General features: G+C 71.8%; 14 protein-coding genes. 4 read left to right on the forward strand and 10 right to left on the reverse strand.

Annotation, left to right across the window (positions count from 1 at the left end; all coding sequences use genetic code 11):
• Nucleotides 1-64 precede the first annotated feature (64 nt).
• Nucleotides 65-808 (reverse strand): pseudouridine synthase, encoded by a 744-nt coding sequence (locus EV148_RS08860; RefSeq protein ID WP_131996753.1) that lies wholly within the window; start codon nt 806-808, stop codon nt 65-67.
• A gap of 91 nt (nt 809-899) precedes the next feature.
• Between EV148_RS08860 and EV148_RS08865 the strand changes: the two genes are divergently transcribed.
• Complete coding sequence (locus EV148_RS08865) at nt 900-2261, forward strand: NHL repeat-containing protein (RefSeq protein ID WP_158287401.1); 1362 nt, start codon at nt 900-902, stop codon at nt 2259-2261.
• Between the two features lie 5 nt (nt 2262-2266).
• On the opposite strand, the gene EV148_RS08870 is transcribed toward EV148_RS08865, so the two are convergent.
• Complete coding sequence (locus tag EV148_RS08870) at nt 2267-2839, reverse strand: ECF-type sigma factor (protein WP_131996759.1); 573 nt, start codon at nt 2837-2839, stop codon at nt 2267-2269.
• A gap of 111 nt (nt 2840-2950) precedes the next feature.
• Between EV148_RS08870 and EV148_RS08875 the strand changes: the two genes are divergently transcribed.
• Nucleotides 2951-5668, forward strand: coding sequence for a serine/threonine-protein kinase (locus EV148_RS08875; RefSeq protein WP_131996762.1), 2718 nt, complete (start codon nt 2951-2953; stop codon nt 5666-5668).
• Between the two features lie 55 nt (nt 5669-5723).
• A complete protein-coding gene (locus EV148_RS08880) occupies nt 5724-8504 on the forward strand; it encodes a serine/threonine-protein kinase (RefSeq protein WP_158287402.1) in 2781 nt (926 codons plus the stop codon).
• Here the strand turns inward: EV148_RS08880 and EV148_RS08885 are convergent.
• Genes EV148_RS08885 through folD form a run of 5 tightly spaced genes read right to left on the reverse strand, consistent with a single transcriptional unit; the run spans nt 8468 to nt 13036 of the window.
• Entirely contained in the window at nt 8468-9748 is a 1281-nt protein-coding gene (locus tag EV148_RS08885) for a TRAP transporter large permease (protein WP_131996768.1), read from the reverse strand. The two genes, EV148_RS08880 and EV148_RS08885, sit on opposite strands and share 37 nt — an antisense overlap.
• Nucleotides 9745-10248 (reverse strand): TRAP transporter small permease, encoded by a 504-nt coding sequence (locus EV148_RS08890; protein WP_131996771.1) that lies wholly within the window; start codon nt 10246-10248, stop codon nt 9745-9747. Before EV148_RS08890 ends, EV148_RS08885 begins: the two co-directional genes overlap by 4 nt.
• Nucleotides 10245-11249, reverse strand: a complete 1005-nt coding sequence (locus tag EV148_RS08895; RefSeq protein ID WP_158287403.1) for a TRAP transporter substrate-binding protein — start codon at nt 11247-11249, stop codon at nt 10245-10247. The genes EV148_RS08890 and EV148_RS08895 overlap by 4 nt, the downstream gene beginning before the upstream one ends.
• Before the next feature lie 37 nt (nt 11250-11286).
• Nucleotides 11287-12147: a TRAP transporter TatT component family protein gene (locus EV148_RS08900; protein ID WP_241988033.1), complete on the reverse strand. Its 861-nt coding sequence runs from the start codon at nt 12145-12147 to the stop codon at nt 11287-11289.
• 34 nt (nt 12148-12181) lie between these two features.
• Complete coding sequence (gene folD, locus EV148_RS08905; protein WP_131996777.1) at nt 12182-13036, reverse strand: bifunctional methylenetetrahydrofolate dehydrogenase/methenyltetrahydrofolate cyclohydrolase FolD; 855 nt, start codon at nt 13034-13036, stop codon at nt 12182-12184.
• A 77-nt stretch (nt 13037-13113) separates the two neighbouring features.
• On the opposite strand from folD, the gene EV148_RS08910 reads away from it, so the two are divergent.
• Nucleotides 13114-13410 (forward strand): DUF1244 domain-containing protein, encoded by a 297-nt coding sequence (locus EV148_RS08910; protein ID WP_131996780.1) that lies wholly within the window; start codon nt 13114-13116, stop codon nt 13408-13410.
• A 46-nt stretch (nt 13411-13456) separates the two neighbouring features.
• Here the strand turns inward: EV148_RS08910 and moeB are convergent, their stop codons facing one another.
• Genes moeB through mobA form a run of 3 tightly spaced genes read right to left on the reverse strand, consistent with a single transcriptional unit; the run spans nt 13457 to nt 16420 of the window.
• A complete protein-coding gene (moeB, locus tag EV148_RS08915; RefSeq protein ID WP_241988034.1) occupies nt 13457-14599 on the reverse strand; it encodes a molybdopterin-synthase adenylyltransferase MoeB in 1143 nt (380 codons plus the stop codon).
• 5 nt (nt 14600-14604) lie between these two features.
• On the reverse strand, nt 14605-15858 hold the full coding sequence (locus EV148_RS08920) for a molybdopterin molybdotransferase MoeA (RefSeq protein ID WP_131996786.1): 1254 nt from the start codon (nt 15856-15858) through the stop codon (nt 14605-14607).
• Nucleotides 15830-16420, reverse strand: coding sequence for a molybdenum cofactor guanylyltransferase MobA (gene mobA, locus EV148_RS08925; protein WP_131996789.1), 591 nt, complete (start codon nt 16418-16420; stop codon nt 15830-15832). The genes EV148_RS08920 and mobA overlap by 29 nt, the downstream gene beginning before the upstream one ends.
• Nucleotides 16421-16434: the final 14 nt, after the last annotated feature.

Below are 16434 nucleotides of genomic sequence, written 5' to 3' on the forward strand. Positions count from 1 at the left end.
GCCCTTCGACTCCGGCCTGCGGCCTGCGCCGGGAGTGCGCGGAGGCATAGGAGGACCCGAGCGGCTACGGGGCTGCGACTTCCTGCCTCGCGCATTGCGCGTGCCCGGCCAGCGCCGCCTCCCAACCGAACGCCCCGAGCAACCGTTGCCAGGCCGCGTCGAGCGGTGCCTCGAGGCGCAGCGGCTCGCCCGTGGCCGGGTGGCGCACCTCGAGCCGCCACGCGTGCAGCAACAGGCGATGCACGCCGTAATGCTGGCGGATCAGCCGGTTGTGGTCGCCGCGGCCATGGCTGGTATCGCCGAGCAGGTGGTGCGAGATATGGTGGAAATGGCGACGGATCTGCCGGTAGCGGCCCGTTTCCGGCGCCACCTCGAGCAGCGAGTAGCGCTGCTGCGGATAGCGCCCGTGCGCGATTGGCACCTCGACCGTCGCGAGCCGCCGCCAGCGCGTGAGCGCGGGTTTGGCTTCGCCGGCGAGGCTCGAGCCGGACAGGGGGTAATCGATTTCACCGTGCTCGGCCGGCCAGCCGCGCACCACCGCGAGGTAGGCCTTGCCCACCGAGCGCGCCATCAACTGGCGGCCGAGATCGGCGGCCGCCGCGGCATGGCGCGCGACGAGCAGCACGCCGCTGGTCGCACGGTCGAGCCGGTGCACCGCGTGCAGGGGGCCTTCGGCCTGCAGGCGCAGGCGATCCATGAGGTAGTCGTCGTCCGCGCCGACGAGGCGGCTGCGATGCACGGCAAGCCCGGCGGGCTTGTCGATCGCGAGCAGGTCGTCGTCGGCATGGAGCAAGGTGAGCGCGGTCATCACGCGATTCTAGCGGCGGATGATCCCTGCCCCGCCCGGTTTTCGTAGGTGGAGACGAGCGGCGCTTCGCCGCACTGCCGGAGCCATCACCATGCGTACATCGCCGCTGTTCGCCCTGCCCCTCGTCCTCGCCGCGACCACCGGCGCCCGTGCCCAGGCCCTCGACGGCCAGCTCGACAGCTCGTTCGGCTCCGCCGGGCAGCGCACGGTCTCGTTCGACGCCGGCAACACCGACAAGGATTACGCCCGCGCGATCGTCGTCGATGCACAAGGCCGCAGCTACCTCGTCGGCGACGTCGACAGCACGACGGGCAGCAAGATCGGCATCGCACGCCTGCTCGCGAACGGCCAGGTCGACTACGACTACGGCAGCGAAGGCCTGGGCAAGGTCGTCGCGCCGCCGGGCCAGGCATCGATCAGCGTGACGAGCGCCGTGCTCGATGCACAAGGCTACCTGCTCGTCGCGGGCTCGAAGCAGGTCTCGGGCGCGGACACGAGCCTCCTCGTCTGCCGCTTCGACCCCGCTGGCGAACCCGCCAACTTCGTCGGCGGCCAGTCGGCCTGCGCCTATCCCGATTTCAACATCGGCGGCTTCAAGACCGACGTCGCCAACTCGATCCTCGTGCAGCCGGACGGCAAGATCGTTCTGGCGGGTTACGCCTCGACCGACACCGGGACGACGCTTGCCGTCGTGCGCCTCCTGGCCGACGGCACGCCCGATGCTGGTTTCGGCAACGGCGGCAAGACCACCTACACCGGTGCGCCGTTCGTGTCGTTCGACGCGGTGCGCATCCGCCGCAATCCGGACGGCTCGTTCGTCACCGCAGGCTCGGCGTACGATGCCGATGCCGCGCATTTCGGCGTGATCGTCCATATCGGCGCCGACGGTGTCGTCGATACCACATTCAGCGCTGGGCATGGGTACGCGCGCTCGCCAAGCGTGAAGTCGGAATACACCGACGTGGCCTGGAACGCGCAGTGGCAGCAATATGTCGCGATCGGCAACCGTATGGCCCCTTCGTCGCGGGGATTCACCAGGTGCCTGCTCGCCGGGGGTGGCGGCGTCACCTGCCCGCACGGCATCGCCCCCGGGTACGAGTATGCGCTCAGCTACAGCGTCACGTTCTCCGCGCTGTTGCCGCAAGCCGACGGCCGCTGGCTCGTCGCCGGCAGCCACGTGCCGACGCAGAACGCGCCGTCCGACCTGTTCGTGGCACGTCTCGATCCCTCCCTCGAGCTGGACGCGCTCGAATTCGCCGCCCCCGCGGGTCGTGCCGCGCACGACTTCGGTTCGTTCGGCCAGCAGGACTTCGGCCACGCGCTCGCATTCCAGGGCGGGCGCCTGCTCGTCGCCGGCGCCACGCTCTACGAGATGAACACGAACGACTACGACTTCGCGGTCGCCGCGTTCACGCTCGATCGCATCTTCCAGAGCGGCATGGAGAAGCCGTGAGCGGATCAGGCCGCCTCGAGTTCCTTCTGCAGGAACGCCTTGGCGGCGCGCGTGTCGCGCTTGATCGTAGGTTCGGACACGCCGAGCAGTTCGGCGATCTGCTTGACCTCGAGGCCGGCGAAGAAGCGCATCTCGACCACCTGCACGAGGCGCGGATCGAGCAGCGCGAGCTTCTCCATCGCGCGGTCCATGCCGACCAGCTGGGCCGCCTGTTCGTCGACCGGCAGCGGTGCGCCTTCGAGCACGTCGAGCGGGACATGCTCGGCGCCGCCGCCGCGGCGTTCGGCCAGGCGCGCGCGCGCGTAGTCGATTACCACCTGGCGCATCGCGCGCGCGGCGGTGGCGAAGAAGTGCACGCGGTTCTCGAACACGCCGGCATGGCCCTCGAACAGCTTGAGGTAGGCCTCGTTGACGAGTACCCGCGTGTTGAGCGTGTCGCCGCGCCGGTGCCGGCCGAGTTCCGCGCGCGCGATCCGCAACAGGTCGTCGTAGACGAGCCGCAATGCTTCCTCGCGTGCGGCGGAGTCCTCGGCGCTCGCGGCGATGACGCGGGTCAGTTCCGGGTATTCGCTGCTCATGGGTCCCTCCTGCGGCGATGGTAATGCGCCGCCCGCCCCGCGTCAGCATCGCGCGCGGCGCGAAGCGTGCCCGTGGCGCGGCGTAGAATCGATCGGGGATGTGGAGGGGGCATGATGGATGCGCAACGCTGGCGCCGCGCACGCGAACTGTTCGACGAGCTCGTGGATACGCCGCAGGCCGGCTGGAACGCTCGCGTCGCGGAAGCCTGCGCAGACGACCCGCTGGTGCGCGACGAAGTACTCGCGATGCTGCGCGCGGACCAGGCCACGGGACAACAGGAGATCTTCGATGCCAGCCTGCCGGCGGCGGTCGTGGAACTCGCCGGGCGCCTCGCCGGCGTGAAGGCCGCCGATGCGGAAGCCGGGCACGAGGGCCGCAGCGTCGGTCCGTTCCGCCTCGTGCGGGAAATCGGCCGCGGCGGCATGGGCGCGGTCTGGCTCGCCGAGCGCGCCGATGGCGCGTTCGAGCAGCGCGTTGCCGTCAAGCTCATCCGCAGCGGCTGGGATGTCGACGAAGTGCTCGCGCGGTTCCGCGCCGAACGGCAGATCCTCGCCGGCCTGCAGCACCCGAACATCGCCCATCTCGTCGACGGCGGCATCACCGCGGACGGCAAGCCCTGGCTCGCGCTCGAGTACATCGACGGCGAGGACCTGCGCGCGTGGTGCGACAGCCGGCGGCTCGACCTCGCCGCCCGCCTGCAGCTGTTCCTCACCGTCTGCGATGCGGTCGCGCACGCGCACCAGCGCCTCGTCGTGCACCGCGACCTCAAGCCGTCGAACATCCTCGTCGGCAACGACGGCGTCGTGAAGCTGCTCGACTTCGGCATCGCCAAGCTGCTCGACGGCACCGATGCCGGCATCAGCTCGACGCGCATGTTCACGCCCGAATACGCGGCGCCGGAACAGGTGCGCGGCGAATTGCTGACGACCGCGGTCGACATCCATGCGCTCGGCCTGCTGCTCTACGAACTGCTGTGCGGGCGGCGCCCGTTCGAGGCGGACCATCCGACGCCGGCCGCCTACGAGCGCGCCGTGCTCGATCGGGAGCCGACGCGACCGAGCCTCGCGCTCGCCCGCGGGGATGACGCGGGCGCCGCGATCGCCGCATGCCGCGACCTCGCGCCGGCACGCCTGCGTCGCGAACTGCGCGGCGACCTCGACGCGATCGTGCTGAAGGCGCTGCGCAAGGAACCGGGCCAGCGCTACGCGAGCGTGCAGGCGTTCGCCGACGACGTGCGTCGCCATCTCGCCCGGCAGCCCGTGCTCGCGCGCCGCGGCAGTTGGCGCTACCGCAGTGCGCGGTTCCTGCGCCGGCACGCGCTCGCGGCGACGCTCGCCGGCGTCGCCGTGTTCGCCCTGTGCGCGGGCCTCGGCGCCGCGCTGTGGCAGGCGCGCGTAGCGAACGTGCAGCGCGACAGCGCACGCGCGGCGCTCGCCTTCATGCGCTCGCTGTTCGACAACGCCGATCCCGCGCACCGCAAGGGCGACCAGCTCAGCGCGCGCGACCTGCTCGATGCCGGCGTGCGCACGATGCGCACCGCCTTGCCCGGCGAAGACGCCGCGCGCGGCGAGCTGCTGCTGACGATGGCATCGGCGTACCTCGGCCTCGAACAACTCGACGCCGCTGCACCGCTCATCGAAGAAGTGCGTGCATCGGCGGAGGCACGCGCCGACCGCGCGCAGCTCGCCGCCGCGATGATCCAGCAATGCCGCCTGCGCGACCTCGGCAACCACCCGGACGACTGCCCGCCCCTGCTCGACCACGCGGAAAGCCTGCTCGATCCGCGCGAGCCGGAGCAGGCACGCCTCGTCGCGTACTCGCTCGCGCTGCGCGTCTACGGCCTGCAGCTCGCCAACCGCTACGAGGCGGTCGTCGAATCGATGCGACGCGGCCTCGCCCTGCTCGGCGACCGGCGCGAGGACCGCTACCTGCGCGTCGAACTCGCCTCGCATCTCGCGTTCGCGCTCAATCGCCTCGGCCGGCCCGCGGAAGCCGAGCGCGTGCTGGCGCCGTGGCTGGCCGAACTGCGCCACGACGACGACACCGAGCGCGTGCTTCTCGTCGATACGCTTGGCACGCTGTCGAGTTCACTCAGCGCGCTCGGCCGGCACGACGAGGCGATCGCGATGCAGCGCGAGGCGATCGAGATCGCCGAGAAGCTGTATGGTCGCGACGATCCGACCGTCGCCGAGTCGTACAACACGCTCGCGCGTACGCTCAACGGCGCCGGACGCATCGACGAGGCGGTGGCCGCGATGGAGCATGCGGTCGAACTCGACCGGCGCAACGAGGCCGGCGGCAGGAACCCCGAACTCGCGAGCGCGCTGTGCAACCTCGCGGTGCTGCTCGTGAAGCAGGAACATTACGCCGATGCGCTGGCCAGGCTCGACGAAGCGGTCGAGCTCGCGCGGGAGGCCGAATTCGACGCCGACCTCGGCCGCAGCCTGTGGTGGCGCGCGGTCGTCCATCTCGTCGCCGGCCGCACCGCCGATGCGCGCGCCGACGGCGAGCGCATGGCCGACGTGCTCGCACCGAGCCATGCGGCCGGCGACGACGCCATGCTGCGCGGCCGCGCACTCGCCTTCGCCGCCGCGCTGATCGAGCAAGGGCCTGCGGCCGCGACCGCACCCGCGTGCGCCGACGCAGGCGCGATCGCGGAGGCGTTCATGCGCACGCCACAGGCCGCCGGCGCGGATGCGCGGTTCGCGGCGTACCTGGCGATGCTCTGCACGCAGCACGCGCCTCCGGTGGATCCGGCACCGCCGCTCGCGGTGCATTACGCGCGCATCGTCGCGCGCATCCGCGACGCCTGGGCCGCGGCGCGGTGAACGACGCGGCAGACGCCGCGCCAGGCGCGGGGTAGCATCGGCGCGAGGAGGAGCCATGGACGCACGGCGCTGGCAACGCGCACGGGACCTGTTCGACCGCCTGGTCGACCTGCCGGAATCGTCCTGGCACGGACGCCTGCTGCACGACTGCGGCGACGATGCGCAGTTGCGCGACGAAGTGCTGGCGATGCTGCGCGCGGACGCGGCCACCAGCGCGCGCACCGACCTGTCCGCGCACGCACCGCTCGTGCTGCAGGGCCTCGCCGAGCGGATTGCCGCCGACGAGGTGCAGTCCGCGCAGGGCCGGCTCGTCGGGCCGTTCCGGCTGGTGCGCGAGATCGGCCGCGGCGGCATGGGCGCGGTCTGGCTCGCCGAACGGGCCGACGGCGCGTATGCGCAGCAGGTCGCGATCAAGCTCATTCGGGGCGAATGGGATGCGGACGAGGCGCATGCGCGCTTCCGCAGCGAGCGGCAGATCCTCGCCGGCCTGCAGCATCCGAACATCGCCCATCTCGTCGATGGCGGCGTCACCGCGGACGGCAAGCCGTGGCTCGCGCTCGAATACGTCGATGGCGAGGACCTGCGCGCCTGGTGCGACCGCCGGCGCCTCGGCATCGAGCAGCGCCTGCACCTGCTGCTGACGGTCTGTGCAGCCGTCAGCCACGCGCACCAGCGCCTCGTCGTACACCGCGACCTCAAGCCGTCGAACATCCTGGTCGGCCGCGACGGCATCGTGAAGCTGCTCGATTTCGGCATCGCCAAACTGCTCGACGCGCCGCCGACGATGGCCGAATCGACGCGCCTGTTCACGCCCGAATACGCGGCGCCGGAACAGCTGCGCGGCGAAGCCGTGACGACCGCGGTCGACGTGTACGCGCTCGGCCTGTTGCTGTACGAACTGCTCGTCGGTCGCCGCGCGCGCGAGCTCGCGGACGCCGTGCAGCCGTCGACAGGCACGCTCGCGCCGGCCCGGCCGAGCGCGGCCCTCGCCCGCACCGGCGGCGTGCGTACCGCGCGCGCGGCGGCGCGCCGCCAGCTCACGCCGCGAACCCTGCGCCGGCGCCTGCACGGCGACCTCGATGCGATCGTGCTGAAGGCACTGCGCGACGATCCGCGCCAGCGCTATGCGGGCGTCGGCGAGTTCGCCGCGGACATCGAACGCCATCTCGCGAACCGGCCCGTGCACGCGCGCCGCGGCGACTGGCGCTACCGCACGGGGCGCTTCCTGCGCCGCCATGCGATCGCGGCGACCGCTGCTGCGCTGGGTGCGATCGCCGTGATCGGTGGTGGTGCCCTCGCCGCATGGCAGGCGCACGTCGCCGCCGAGCAGCGCGATGTCGCGCAGCGCGAGGCGGAAACCGCGCGCCGCACCGTCGACGTGCTCGTCGACGTGTTCAGGGCCGCCAACCCGGCGACGCACCCCGGCGAGACCGTGACGCCGGCCGACCTGCTCGACGAAGGCGTGCGCACCGTGCGGCGCAAGCTCCGCGACCAGCCCGCGCAGCGTGCCGCATTGCTCGAGGCGCTCGGCCGCGCGCGCAACGGCCTCGGCACATTCGACGAGGCACGACCGCTGCTCGAAGAGGCGCTCGCGTTGCGCGTCGCCGGTGACGACCGCCTCGCCGAGGCGAGCGTGCGACTCGCGCTCGGCACCGTATGGAGTCGCCAGTCGCGCAACGAGGACGCGCTCGCCGAAGCCGAACGCGCGTTCGCGCTCGGCGCGGGTGACTCTCGCCAGGCGGCCGACCTGCGCGCGACGGCGGACCTGCATGCCGGCATCGAGCTGGCCAACCTCGATCGCTGGAGCGAGGCGCAGCCCCGCCTGCGCCGCAGCGCGCAGGCGCGCGCGGCGCTGTTCGGCAAGGACAGCGAACCGTACTGGCAGGTGCTCGTGCCGTGGACGTTCAATCTCGCCGCGCGCGAACAGGCGGACGAAGCACTCGCCCTGCTCGAACCCGCATGGCGGGCGATCGCGGCGCGCACCACGGCCGGCGACTGGGACCGCAGTTACCTGCTCGGCGCGCGCAGCTACGCGCTGACCCAGGCAGGCCGCTACGACGAAGCCGTCGCCGTCCAGCGCGAAGCGCTGTCGATCGCCGGACGTGTCTACGGTGACGATCATCCGAATACGAACGAGGCGCTCGTCAATCTCGCCTCGGCGCTGTATCGCGCCGGCGAGGTGACCGAGTCCGCCGACGCCTACGCACGCGCGATCGCCTGGCGCGTCGCCAACCCGACGCGCAAGCGCCTGCGCCGGCCGGACAACCAGCTGCGCGGCTGGGCGCTCGCGCTCGACGCGGCCGGACGCAGCGCCGAGGCGATCGACGTGCTTGCACGCCTGCGCGAGGAGCGCAAGACGATCGATGGCGTGAGTGCGAGCGAGCATGCCGAGGCGTGGCTGTTGCTCGCACGCGCGCAGCGGCACGCACGCCGCCTCGACGACGCGAGCGTTTCGCTCGAAGCCTACCGCGCCGCGCTGGCATCCATCGAAGGCGTCCCGGACGGCGCCGTCGCCGCGGGGCTCGTCGAGCGGACGTGGCTCGCCCTCGCGCTCGACGCGGCCGACCGCGAATGCGCCGATGCGCGACGAGCGGTCGCCCTGCTCGACGCCATCGCGGCGAAACGCGACGAGCGCCTGCACGCACGCGCGGCGCTCGCCGCCTGCTGGATCGAAACCGGCCAGCGCGACCGCGCGGCCGAGGCGATCGCCGCGTTGACCGGCGAGCAGGCGCGCCTGCTGCCGGTCGAGGCCGCCGCGGTCGACGATGCGCTGCGCCGCTGGCGTGGCGTGAAGACCGCTCAGCGCACCAACGCGAGCGAGAGTTCCGGCCAGTAGGTGATCGCGAGCACCGCGGCGAACAGGATCAGGAAGAACGGCAGGCTCGCGCGCACGAGCGTGATGACCGGCTTGCCGAAGCGCATGCTCGCGATGAACAGGTTCATGCCGACCGGCGGCAGGAAGATGCCGAGCTGCAGGTTGGCGAGGAACACGATGCCGAGGTGGACCGGGTCGATGCCGTAGTGCAGCGCGACCGGCAGCACGAGCGGCACGAGGATGATGATCGCGGGAAAGCCCTCGAGCAGCATGCCGAACACGAGCAGGAACACGTTGAGGATGAGCAGGAAGGTGCCGCGGCTCGTGATGTGGCCCTGGATCGCCTGGAACAGCTTCTCCGGCACTTCGGCGTCGATGAGCCAGTTGGTGAGCGCGAGCGAGAAGCCGAGGATCACGAGGATCGCGCCGACCAGCAGCATCGCCTCGCGCGCGATCGCCGGGAGCTTGCGCAGCGGGATCTCGCGGCGGATCAGCACGGTCACGACCAGCACGTACAGCGCCGTCGCGGCCGCCGCTTCCGACGCGGCGAGCTTGCCCGAATAGATGCCGCCGAGGATCACGAACGGCAGCGGAATGTCCCAGGCCGCGCCGCGCAGCGCGGCGAGCAGTTCACGGCCGGAGACCTTCGAGCGCGCGACGCCGACGCGGCGCGCGTGCCAGACGCTGTAGATGCCGAGCAGCAGCACCATCAGCGCGCACGGCAGCACGCCGGCCTTGAACAGCGCGTCGATCGTCACCGGTGGCGTGGTGTGGAACTGCTGCGCGACGACCCCGTAGAGGATCAGCGGCATCGACGGCACGAGGATGAGGCCGAGGCTGCCCGACGCGGTGAGCAGGCCGAGCGAGAACTTCTCGCCGTACCTCTGCTGCAGCAACGCCGGGTACAGCACCGCACCGAGTGCGACGATCGTCACGCCGGTCGCGCCTGTGAACGCGGTGAACATCGCGCAGGCGATGACCGCGACGATCGCCAGGCCGCCCGGCAGCCAGCCGAGCAGCGCGTTCGTCACGCGCACCATGCGTTGTGGCGCCTGGCTTTCGGCGAGCACGTAGCCGGCGAGCGTGAACAACGGGATGGCGATCAGCGCCGGCATGTCGGCCAGGCGGTAGAACTCGACCGCGACCGCGACGCCATCCTGCCCCGCCGCATGGAAACCGAGCAGCGCGACCGCGGCGATCAGCGCGAACAGCGGCGCGCCGAGCGCGGCGAGGACGAGCAGCAGCCCCGCGACGAGCCAGATCACGGCAGCTCCGGCGCGAGCGCGGGCGCGTCGCTGCGCGGCGGCAGGAACGCGCGCATGGCGAGGCGCAGCGCGAGCAGGCCGAATCCGACGGGGACGATCGCCTCGATCACCCAATTCGGGATGCCTGCGGTCGCGGCGCCCGAGTCGACGTCGAGCCGCACGAGGCCGACGCCGTACCACGCCATCGCCGCGGACATCGCCGCGGCGAACAGCAAGGTGGCGACGCGCAGCACGCGGCGCGTGCGCCCGTGCACGAAGTGCGTGACGAGATCGAGGCCGATGTGCTTGTCGTCCCGCGCGGCCGCGAGCGCGCCGAGCATCGCCGCCCACAGCACCATCGCGCGCAGCAGCGGATCGGCCCAGGACAGGCCGCTCTCGAACAGGTTGCGCAGCAGGATCTGCGCGCCGGCGAGCACGACCATCGCGAGCACGAGCACGGCGACGAGGCCGGTCTCGATGCGCTCGATCCAGCGCACGAGGGTCGCGCAGTGGCCGGTCATTCGGCGGATCCGCCACGCGCCTCGGCGAGCGCCGCGGTCAGCGCATCGAGCATCGGCCGCGACAACGCACCTTCGCCCTCGAGCTGCTTGAACACGTCCTGGCCGACCGCCTGCCAGTTCCTGCGCTCGGCCTCGGACGGCGCGTCGAAGGTGATGCCCTGCTGCTTCAGCGCTTCGCGCGCGGCAGTGTTGTCGTTGCGGTTGCTCGTTTCCAGGCGTGCGAAGCCGGCCGTGAACTCCGCCTCGACGACCTTCTGGTCCTCGGCGGAGAGGGCATCGAACGCCTTCTTGTCGACGACGACCTCGCCGACGACGTAACTGAGCGGGAGATCGACGATGTGCTTGATCTTCGTGTGCCACTGGAACGCGAGCGCACCCGAGGTCGTGTTGGCGGCCGAATCGATGAGGCCGGTCTGCAGGCTCGTGTAGACGTCGGAGAGCGGCAGCGGGATCGGCGTGACGCCGGCGGCCTTGAAGCCGAGTTCGGCGACCTTGTCGCCTTGAGGCACCCACACCTTGGCGGCCTTGAGGTCGTCGCGCGTCTTGATCTCGCGCGTGCTCATGAGGTACGCGAAGCCGCCACCACTGATGCCGAGCAGCTCGTAACCGTCCTTGGCGAACTGCTGCTTGAGCAGCGGGTCGAGCTTGGCGCGCACCTTGTCGACTTCGCTCTGGCTGCGGAACATGAACGGCAGGCTGTAGATCTGCGCGTCCTTGGTCATGATCGACGCCTCGCCCCCGGTGAACGCGCCGCCCTGCAGCTGGCCGATCTTCATCTTGCGCAGCACGGTCGCGTCGTCGCCCATGACGCCGCCGGGATAGAACTTCATCTCGACACGGCCTTCGGTCTTCGTCTTGATCGCGTCGCCGGCCGCGCGCATCTCGCGCATCCAGGCGGTGCCGTCGGGAGCGATCGTGGCGATCTTCAGCGTCGCGGCATCGGCCGCGCCGGCGCCGAGCGCGAGCGCGGCGGCGAGCAGGGTCTGGTTCAAGCGGTTCATCGTCGTTCCCATCGTTCGTGTGCGGGCGCGCGCGCCCTCAGAAGAAATCCTTGCCCGATTCGAGCAGCCTGCGCGCGCGCTGCTGCGCGAGCGTGTTGATCAGCGTGAGTCCCGGTGCGTGCGGATCGGTCGCGAGCACTTCGTCGAGCAGCCTGTCGTGCAGTTCCTGGTCGAAAACGAGCCGTGCATAGTGCTGCGCGTACAGCACGCGCACCATCTGGTTGCGCCCGCCCGACAAAGCAAGCGCCTTCTCGAAATCGGCCTTGCCCTCTTCCGGCTTGCCGCCGAGGCTAGCCGGCCGCAGCGTCGCGAGCACGCCGAGATACATGTACGGCTCGCCCTGCGCGTGACCGGGCGCGATCGCGACGACACGATCGAGCAGCGCCTGCACTTTCGGGATGTCGGCGATCGCCTTCCAGTCGTCGCTGTTGGCCTGGATGCGGCCGGCCCAGGCCGCGGCGAGCGCATAGAGCATCGCGGCGTCGCGGCTGCGCGCGACCTCGGCCTGGAACGGCTCGAAGGGCGCGTCGATCTGCTTGCACAGTGCCGCCGCGGTGATGCAGGTCGCGCGCCGGGCATAGTCGAAGCTGCGCGCCGACAGGCGCTTGGCGCGCGCCGGATCGTCGACGAAGCCGCCCGCATAGGCGCCGTACAGCCGCGATCCGGCCAGCAGCGCGCCGGTGTTCTCGGGGTCGCCATGGATCACGCCGTCGACGAGCAGCAGCCACGACGGAATGCCGTCGCGCGCGAGTTCGACGTCGTCCTGGTCGAGCACGCCGGCGGTGAGGCTGTCCGCGAGGCGCTGGCTGGCCCGGTTGACGACGCCGGCACAGCCACCCAGCAACATCAGGGCGCTGAGCAGCACGCCGCCGGAGAGAAGGACTCGAATGGGCATCATGCGTGTCTCGCTTGCGCGCGGATGGCGCGGGCTGTCAGTCGAAGAAGGTCTCGGCGGCGTCGAGGGTATTTTCCATCAACGTCGCGACGGTCATCGGGCCGACGCCGCCAGGCACCGGCGTGATCCACGACGCGCGCTCGGCCGCCGCCTCGAACTCGACGTCGCCGACGAGGCGGCCGTCGTCGAGGCGATTGATGCCGACGTCGATGACGACCGCACCCGGCTTGATCCACTCCCCTTTCACCAGGCCCGGCTTGCCGGCCGCGACGACGACGATGTCGCCGTCGGCGACCTCGTGGCGCAGGTCGCGCGTGAACTTGTGGCAGCCCGTGGTCGTGCAGCCGGCGAGCAGCAGCTCGAGGATGAGCGGTCGCCCGACGTGGTTCGACACGCCGACCACGACCGCCTTGCGCCCGCGCACAGGACGATCGGTATGCGCGAGCAGGGTCATCACGCCCTTGGGCGTGCACGGCCGCAGGCCGCGCTGGCGCAGCGCGAGGCGACCGACGTTCTCGGCCTGGAAACCGTCCACGTCCTTGCGCGCGTCGATGCGGTCGATCAACGGCGTCGGATTGATGCCCGCGGGCAACGGCAACTGCAGCAGGATGCCGTGCACGTCGGGGTCGGCGTTGAGGCGGTCGATCAGCGCGACGAGTTCGTCCTCGCGCGTATCGGCCGGCAGGTCGTGATCGAACGAGCGGAACCCGACGTGCTTGCAGGCGCGGCGCTTGTTGCGCACGTAGACCGCAGACGCCGGATCCGCGCCGACCAGGATCACCGCGAGCCCGGGCGCCGGCCGGCCCGCCGCGACGCGCGCGCGCACGCGCGCGGCCACGCTGTCGAGCAGGTCATCGGCGATGCGGCGGCCGTCGAGGAGTCGCGCGGTCATTTCGATTCCAGGCGAAAGCAGGCATTATCCCACGCCCGCGCGGCACGGCTCAAACCACGCGCGGCACGGGAGGCGCCATGTCCGATCTGGAAACCGAACTCGAAGCGGCCGCGTTCCGCCGCCTGCTCGAGCACCTGCGCACGCGCACCGACGTGCAGAACATCGACCTCATGATCACCGGCGGCTTCTGTCGCAACTGCCTCGCCGACTGGTACCGTGAAGCGGCCGCCGCGCGCGGCATCGAGCTCGGCAAGGACGCGGCGCGCGAGCGCATCTACGGCGAGCCGTTCGCCGAGTGGAAGGCGAAGCACCAGCCCGAAGCGACGCCGGAGCAGCTCGCCGCGTTCGCCGCGGCGCAACGCCGACACGCCTAGGCGAGGCCGCGTCGCGGAGATGCCGGCCGCGTCGCGCGCGTCCGGCCTACGCGGCGCAGATGCGCGCGACGTCCTCGTAACCGGCGAACGTCGCGCCCGCGCCGCAACCGGGGCACGCCGGGTCGCGCGGCAGGCGCAATTCGCGGAACGTGCCGGCGAGCGCATCGTGGCAGAGCAGCCGGCCGACCAGCGGCTCGCCGATGCCGAGCACGAGCTTGAGCACTTCGTTCGCCTGCAGCAGGCCGACGATGCCCGGCATCACGCCGAGCACGCCTGCTTCGCTGCAGTTGGGTGCTTCCGCCGCCGAGGGCGGTTGCGGGAACAGGCAGCGGTAGCACGGCGAATCCGCGCGCCGCGGATCGAATACGCTGACCTGGCCGCTGAACCGGTGCACCGCGCCGTAAACGAGTGGCAGGCCGAGGCGCAGGCTCGCGGCGCTGAGCAGGTAGCGCGTCGGGAAGTTGTCGGCGCCATCGACGATGAGGTCGTGTCCGCTCAGGATCGCCTCGACGTTCGCCGCGCGCAGCCGCTCGTGGACGGTAACGACGCGCACGTTCGGGTTGAGTGCGTCCAGCGCGGCGCGCGCGGAGTCGACCTTCGGCATGCCGACGCGCGCGTCGGCATGGATGACCTGGCGCTGCAGGTTCGAGCGTTCGACCACGTCGTCGTCGATGAGGGTGAGCGTGCCGACGCCTGCGGCCGCGAGGTACAGCGCGATCGGCGCACCGAGCCCGCCCGCGCCGACCAGCGCGACGCGCGCGCGCGCGAGCTTCTGCTGCCCGGCGACGCCGACTTCCGGCAGCACGAGGTGCCGCGCGTAGCGTTCGCTCGCATCGGCGTCGAGCGCGCCGCGTTCCATCGGCAGGCCTTCGAGGCGCCAGCGCGCATGGCCACCGCGGACCGATCGTGCGTTCGCGTAGCCGAGTTCGCGCAGCGTCTTCGCGGCGAGCAGCGAGCGCGCGCCCCCCGCGCAGATCGCGAGGATCTCGCGCTCGCGCGCGGGCGCGAGGTCCGCGATGCAGCGCTCGATCTCGCCGCGCGGCAGTCCGAGCGAGCCGCTCGCGTAGCCGCCCGCGCGCTCGTCGTCCTCGCGCACGTCGAGCAGCAGCGCGCCGTGCCGCTGGCGTTCGAGCGCGTCGGCCGGATCGATTTCCAGTGCGTCGTCGGCGGGGCGGGGATGGGCGTTCATCGCGCTCAGCATAGGCCGGGCAACGGCAGGATATCCACGACCGCGCCCGCTCCGAGTTCGCGCACGTCCTCGCCGAGCGCGACGAGCGCGTCGGCGCCGGCCATGCCGCGCAGCATGCCCGAGCCCTGCTGCTCCAGCGGCGTCGCCCAGCAGGCGCCGTCGTCGCGCCATTCGAGGCGCGCGCGCAGGTACTCGGCGCGTTCGTGGCGCTTCACGTGGGGCGCGGCGAGGCGCGCCTTGCGCGGCGGCGGGTCGGCTTCGTTCGCCCCCTGCAGCGCCAGCAGCGCCGGGCGCACGAACAACTCGAACGTCGCGAGCGACGACACCGGGTTGCCGGGCAACGCGAACACGAGCGCGCTTTCAATGCTGCCGCAGAGGATCGGCATGCCCGGCTTCATGCGCACCTTCCAGAAGTGCACGCGGCCGAGCTCCGCGACGAGGCCCGGCAGGTAATCCGCCTCCCCGGCGGACACGCCGCCGCTGCTGATCACGAGGTCGCAGCGGCGCGCGGCCTCGAGCAGCGCCACGCGCAACGCTTCGGGGTCGTCGCGCAGGCGAGCGACCGGCTCGGGCTCGATGCCGAGCGTGCGCAGCATGCCGGCGAGGCCGTAGCGATTGCTGTCGTGGATCTGGCCGTAGCCGAGCGGCTGGTCCGGTGGCACGAGTTCGTCGCCGGTGACGAACAGGGCGACGCGCGGGCGGCGCGCGACGTGCGCCCGCGCCTGTCCGCAGGCGGCGAGCACGCCGAGGCGCGCGGGCGTGAGCATGTCGCCGGCGCGCAGGGCACGCGCTCCGGCACGGATGTCCTCGCCGGCGGGACGCACGTTCGCGCCGGCGCGTTCGCCCGCGCCGACGATGATCGCGTCGCCGTCGAGGCGCACGTTTTCCTTGATGACCACGGTATCCGCATCGCGTGGCAACGGCGCGCCGGTCGTGATGCGCACGCACTCACCACGGCCGAAAGCGATCTCGACTGCCGCGCCGGCGAGCATCTGCCCTGCAATCCGGAAGCGGCGCTCGCCCTCGCGCGGCAGCTCGGCGCCGCGCAGGGCGTAGCCGTCCATCGCCGAGTTGGCGAACGGCGGCTGGTCGTGCGCCGCGAGGATGTCGGCCGCGAGCACGCGCCCGAGCGCCTGGTCGAGCGCGACCGACTCGCTTGCGAGGCGTCGTTCGGCGCACAGCGCGAGCACATGCGCGCGCGCTTCGGCGACCGGCAGGCGGGTCGCGAACTCAGTCGGTGGAGTGTGGCCTGCTGGCATGGGCGAGAAAATCGTCCGGGGTGTTGAGGTTCTGGAATTGTTGCCCGCGATCGGCGAAATCAAGTTCGCGCGCGCCGATCGCATCCTGCCACGCCCACACGCCCTGCGCCGCCGCGGCGGCCGCGGCGGCGGCATCGGCGAGCTCGCGCCGGTACAGCGCGAACAGCGGCTGCCGCGTCGTGCCGTCGTGGGCGACGACCGCAGGCGCGTCGTGCAGGAGCGCCTCGCGCAGCAGCCGCGTGGCGAGGTCCACCGGTGGTTCGGGACAGTCGACCGGGACGGTCAGCAGCCAAGGGGTTTCGCACGCGGCGCATGCCGTGGCGATGCCGGCGAGCGGGCCGTGCCGGTCGACCGTGTCGGCGACCGTGCGCGCGTAGCGCGAATAGACGTCGTGGTTGCGGTTGGCGACGATCAGCCGCGCATCGACGCCCTGCAGTGCGGCGAGCACGTGTTCGACCAGCGGCACGCCGGCGAGTGGCTCGAGGCCCTTGTCGCGCCCGCCGAGCCTGCGGCCCGCGCCACCCGCGAGGATCGCCGCGGTGATCGCCGGTCGCGCGGTCATGGCCGGCAGCCTGG

It is taken from the genome of Dokdonella fugitiva (assembly GCF_004342425.1).
Classification (GTDB): domain Bacteria; phylum Pseudomonadota; class Gammaproteobacteria; order Xanthomonadales; family Rhodanobacteraceae; genus Dokdonella_A; species Dokdonella_A fugitiva.

Bases quoted from the DNA above. Each gene is read 5' to 3' on its own strand.
- EV148_RS08865 (WP_158287401.1), top strand. From the start codon at position 900: ATGCGTACATCGCCGCTGTTCGCCCTGCCCCTCGTCCTCGCCGCGACC.
- EV148_RS08880 (WP_158287402.1), top strand. From the start codon at position 5,724: ATGGACGCACGGCGCTGGCAACGCGCACGGGACCTGTTCGACCGCCTG.
- EV148_RS08870 (WP_131996759.1), bottom strand. From the start codon at position 2,839: ATGAGCAGCGAATACCCGGAACTGACCCGCGTCATCGCCGCGAGCGCC.
- moeB (WP_241988034.1), bottom strand. From the start codon at position 14,599: ATGAACGCCCATCCCCGCCCCGCCGACGACGCACTGGAAATCGATCCG.
- EV148_RS08920 (WP_131996786.1), bottom strand. From the start codon at position 15,858: ATGCCAGCAGGCCACACTCCACCGACTGAGTTCGCGACCCGCCTGCCG.
- EV148_RS08860 (WP_131996753.1), bottom strand. From the start codon at position 808: ATGACCGCGCTCACCTTGCTCCATGCCGACGACGACCTGCTCGCGATC.
- EV148_RS08890 (WP_131996771.1), bottom strand. From the start codon at position 10,248: ATGACCGGCCACTGCGCGACCCTCGTGCGCTGGATCGAGCGCATCGAG.
- folD (WP_131996777.1), bottom strand. From the start codon at position 13,036: ATGACCGCGCGACTCCTCGACGGCCGCCGCATCGCCGATGACCTGCTC.
- EV148_RS08895 (WP_158287403.1), bottom strand. From the start codon at position 11,249: ATGAACCGCTTGAACCAGACCCTGCTCGCCGCCGCGCTCGCGCTCGGC.
- EV148_RS08875 (WP_131996762.1), top strand. From the start codon at position 2,951: ATGATGGATGCGCAACGCTGGCGCCGCGCACGCGAACTGTTCGACGAG.
- mobA (WP_131996789.1), bottom strand. From the start codon at position 16,420: ATGACCGCGCGACCGGCGATCACCGCGGCGATCCTCGCGGGTGGCGCG.
- EV148_RS08900 (WP_241988033.1), bottom strand. From the start codon at position 12,147: ATGATGCCCATTCGAGTCCTTCTCTCCGGCGGCGTGCTGCTCAGCGCC.
- EV148_RS08910 (WP_131996780.1), top strand. From the start codon at position 13,114: ATGTCCGATCTGGAAACCGAACTCGAAGCGGCCGCGTTCCGCCGCCTG.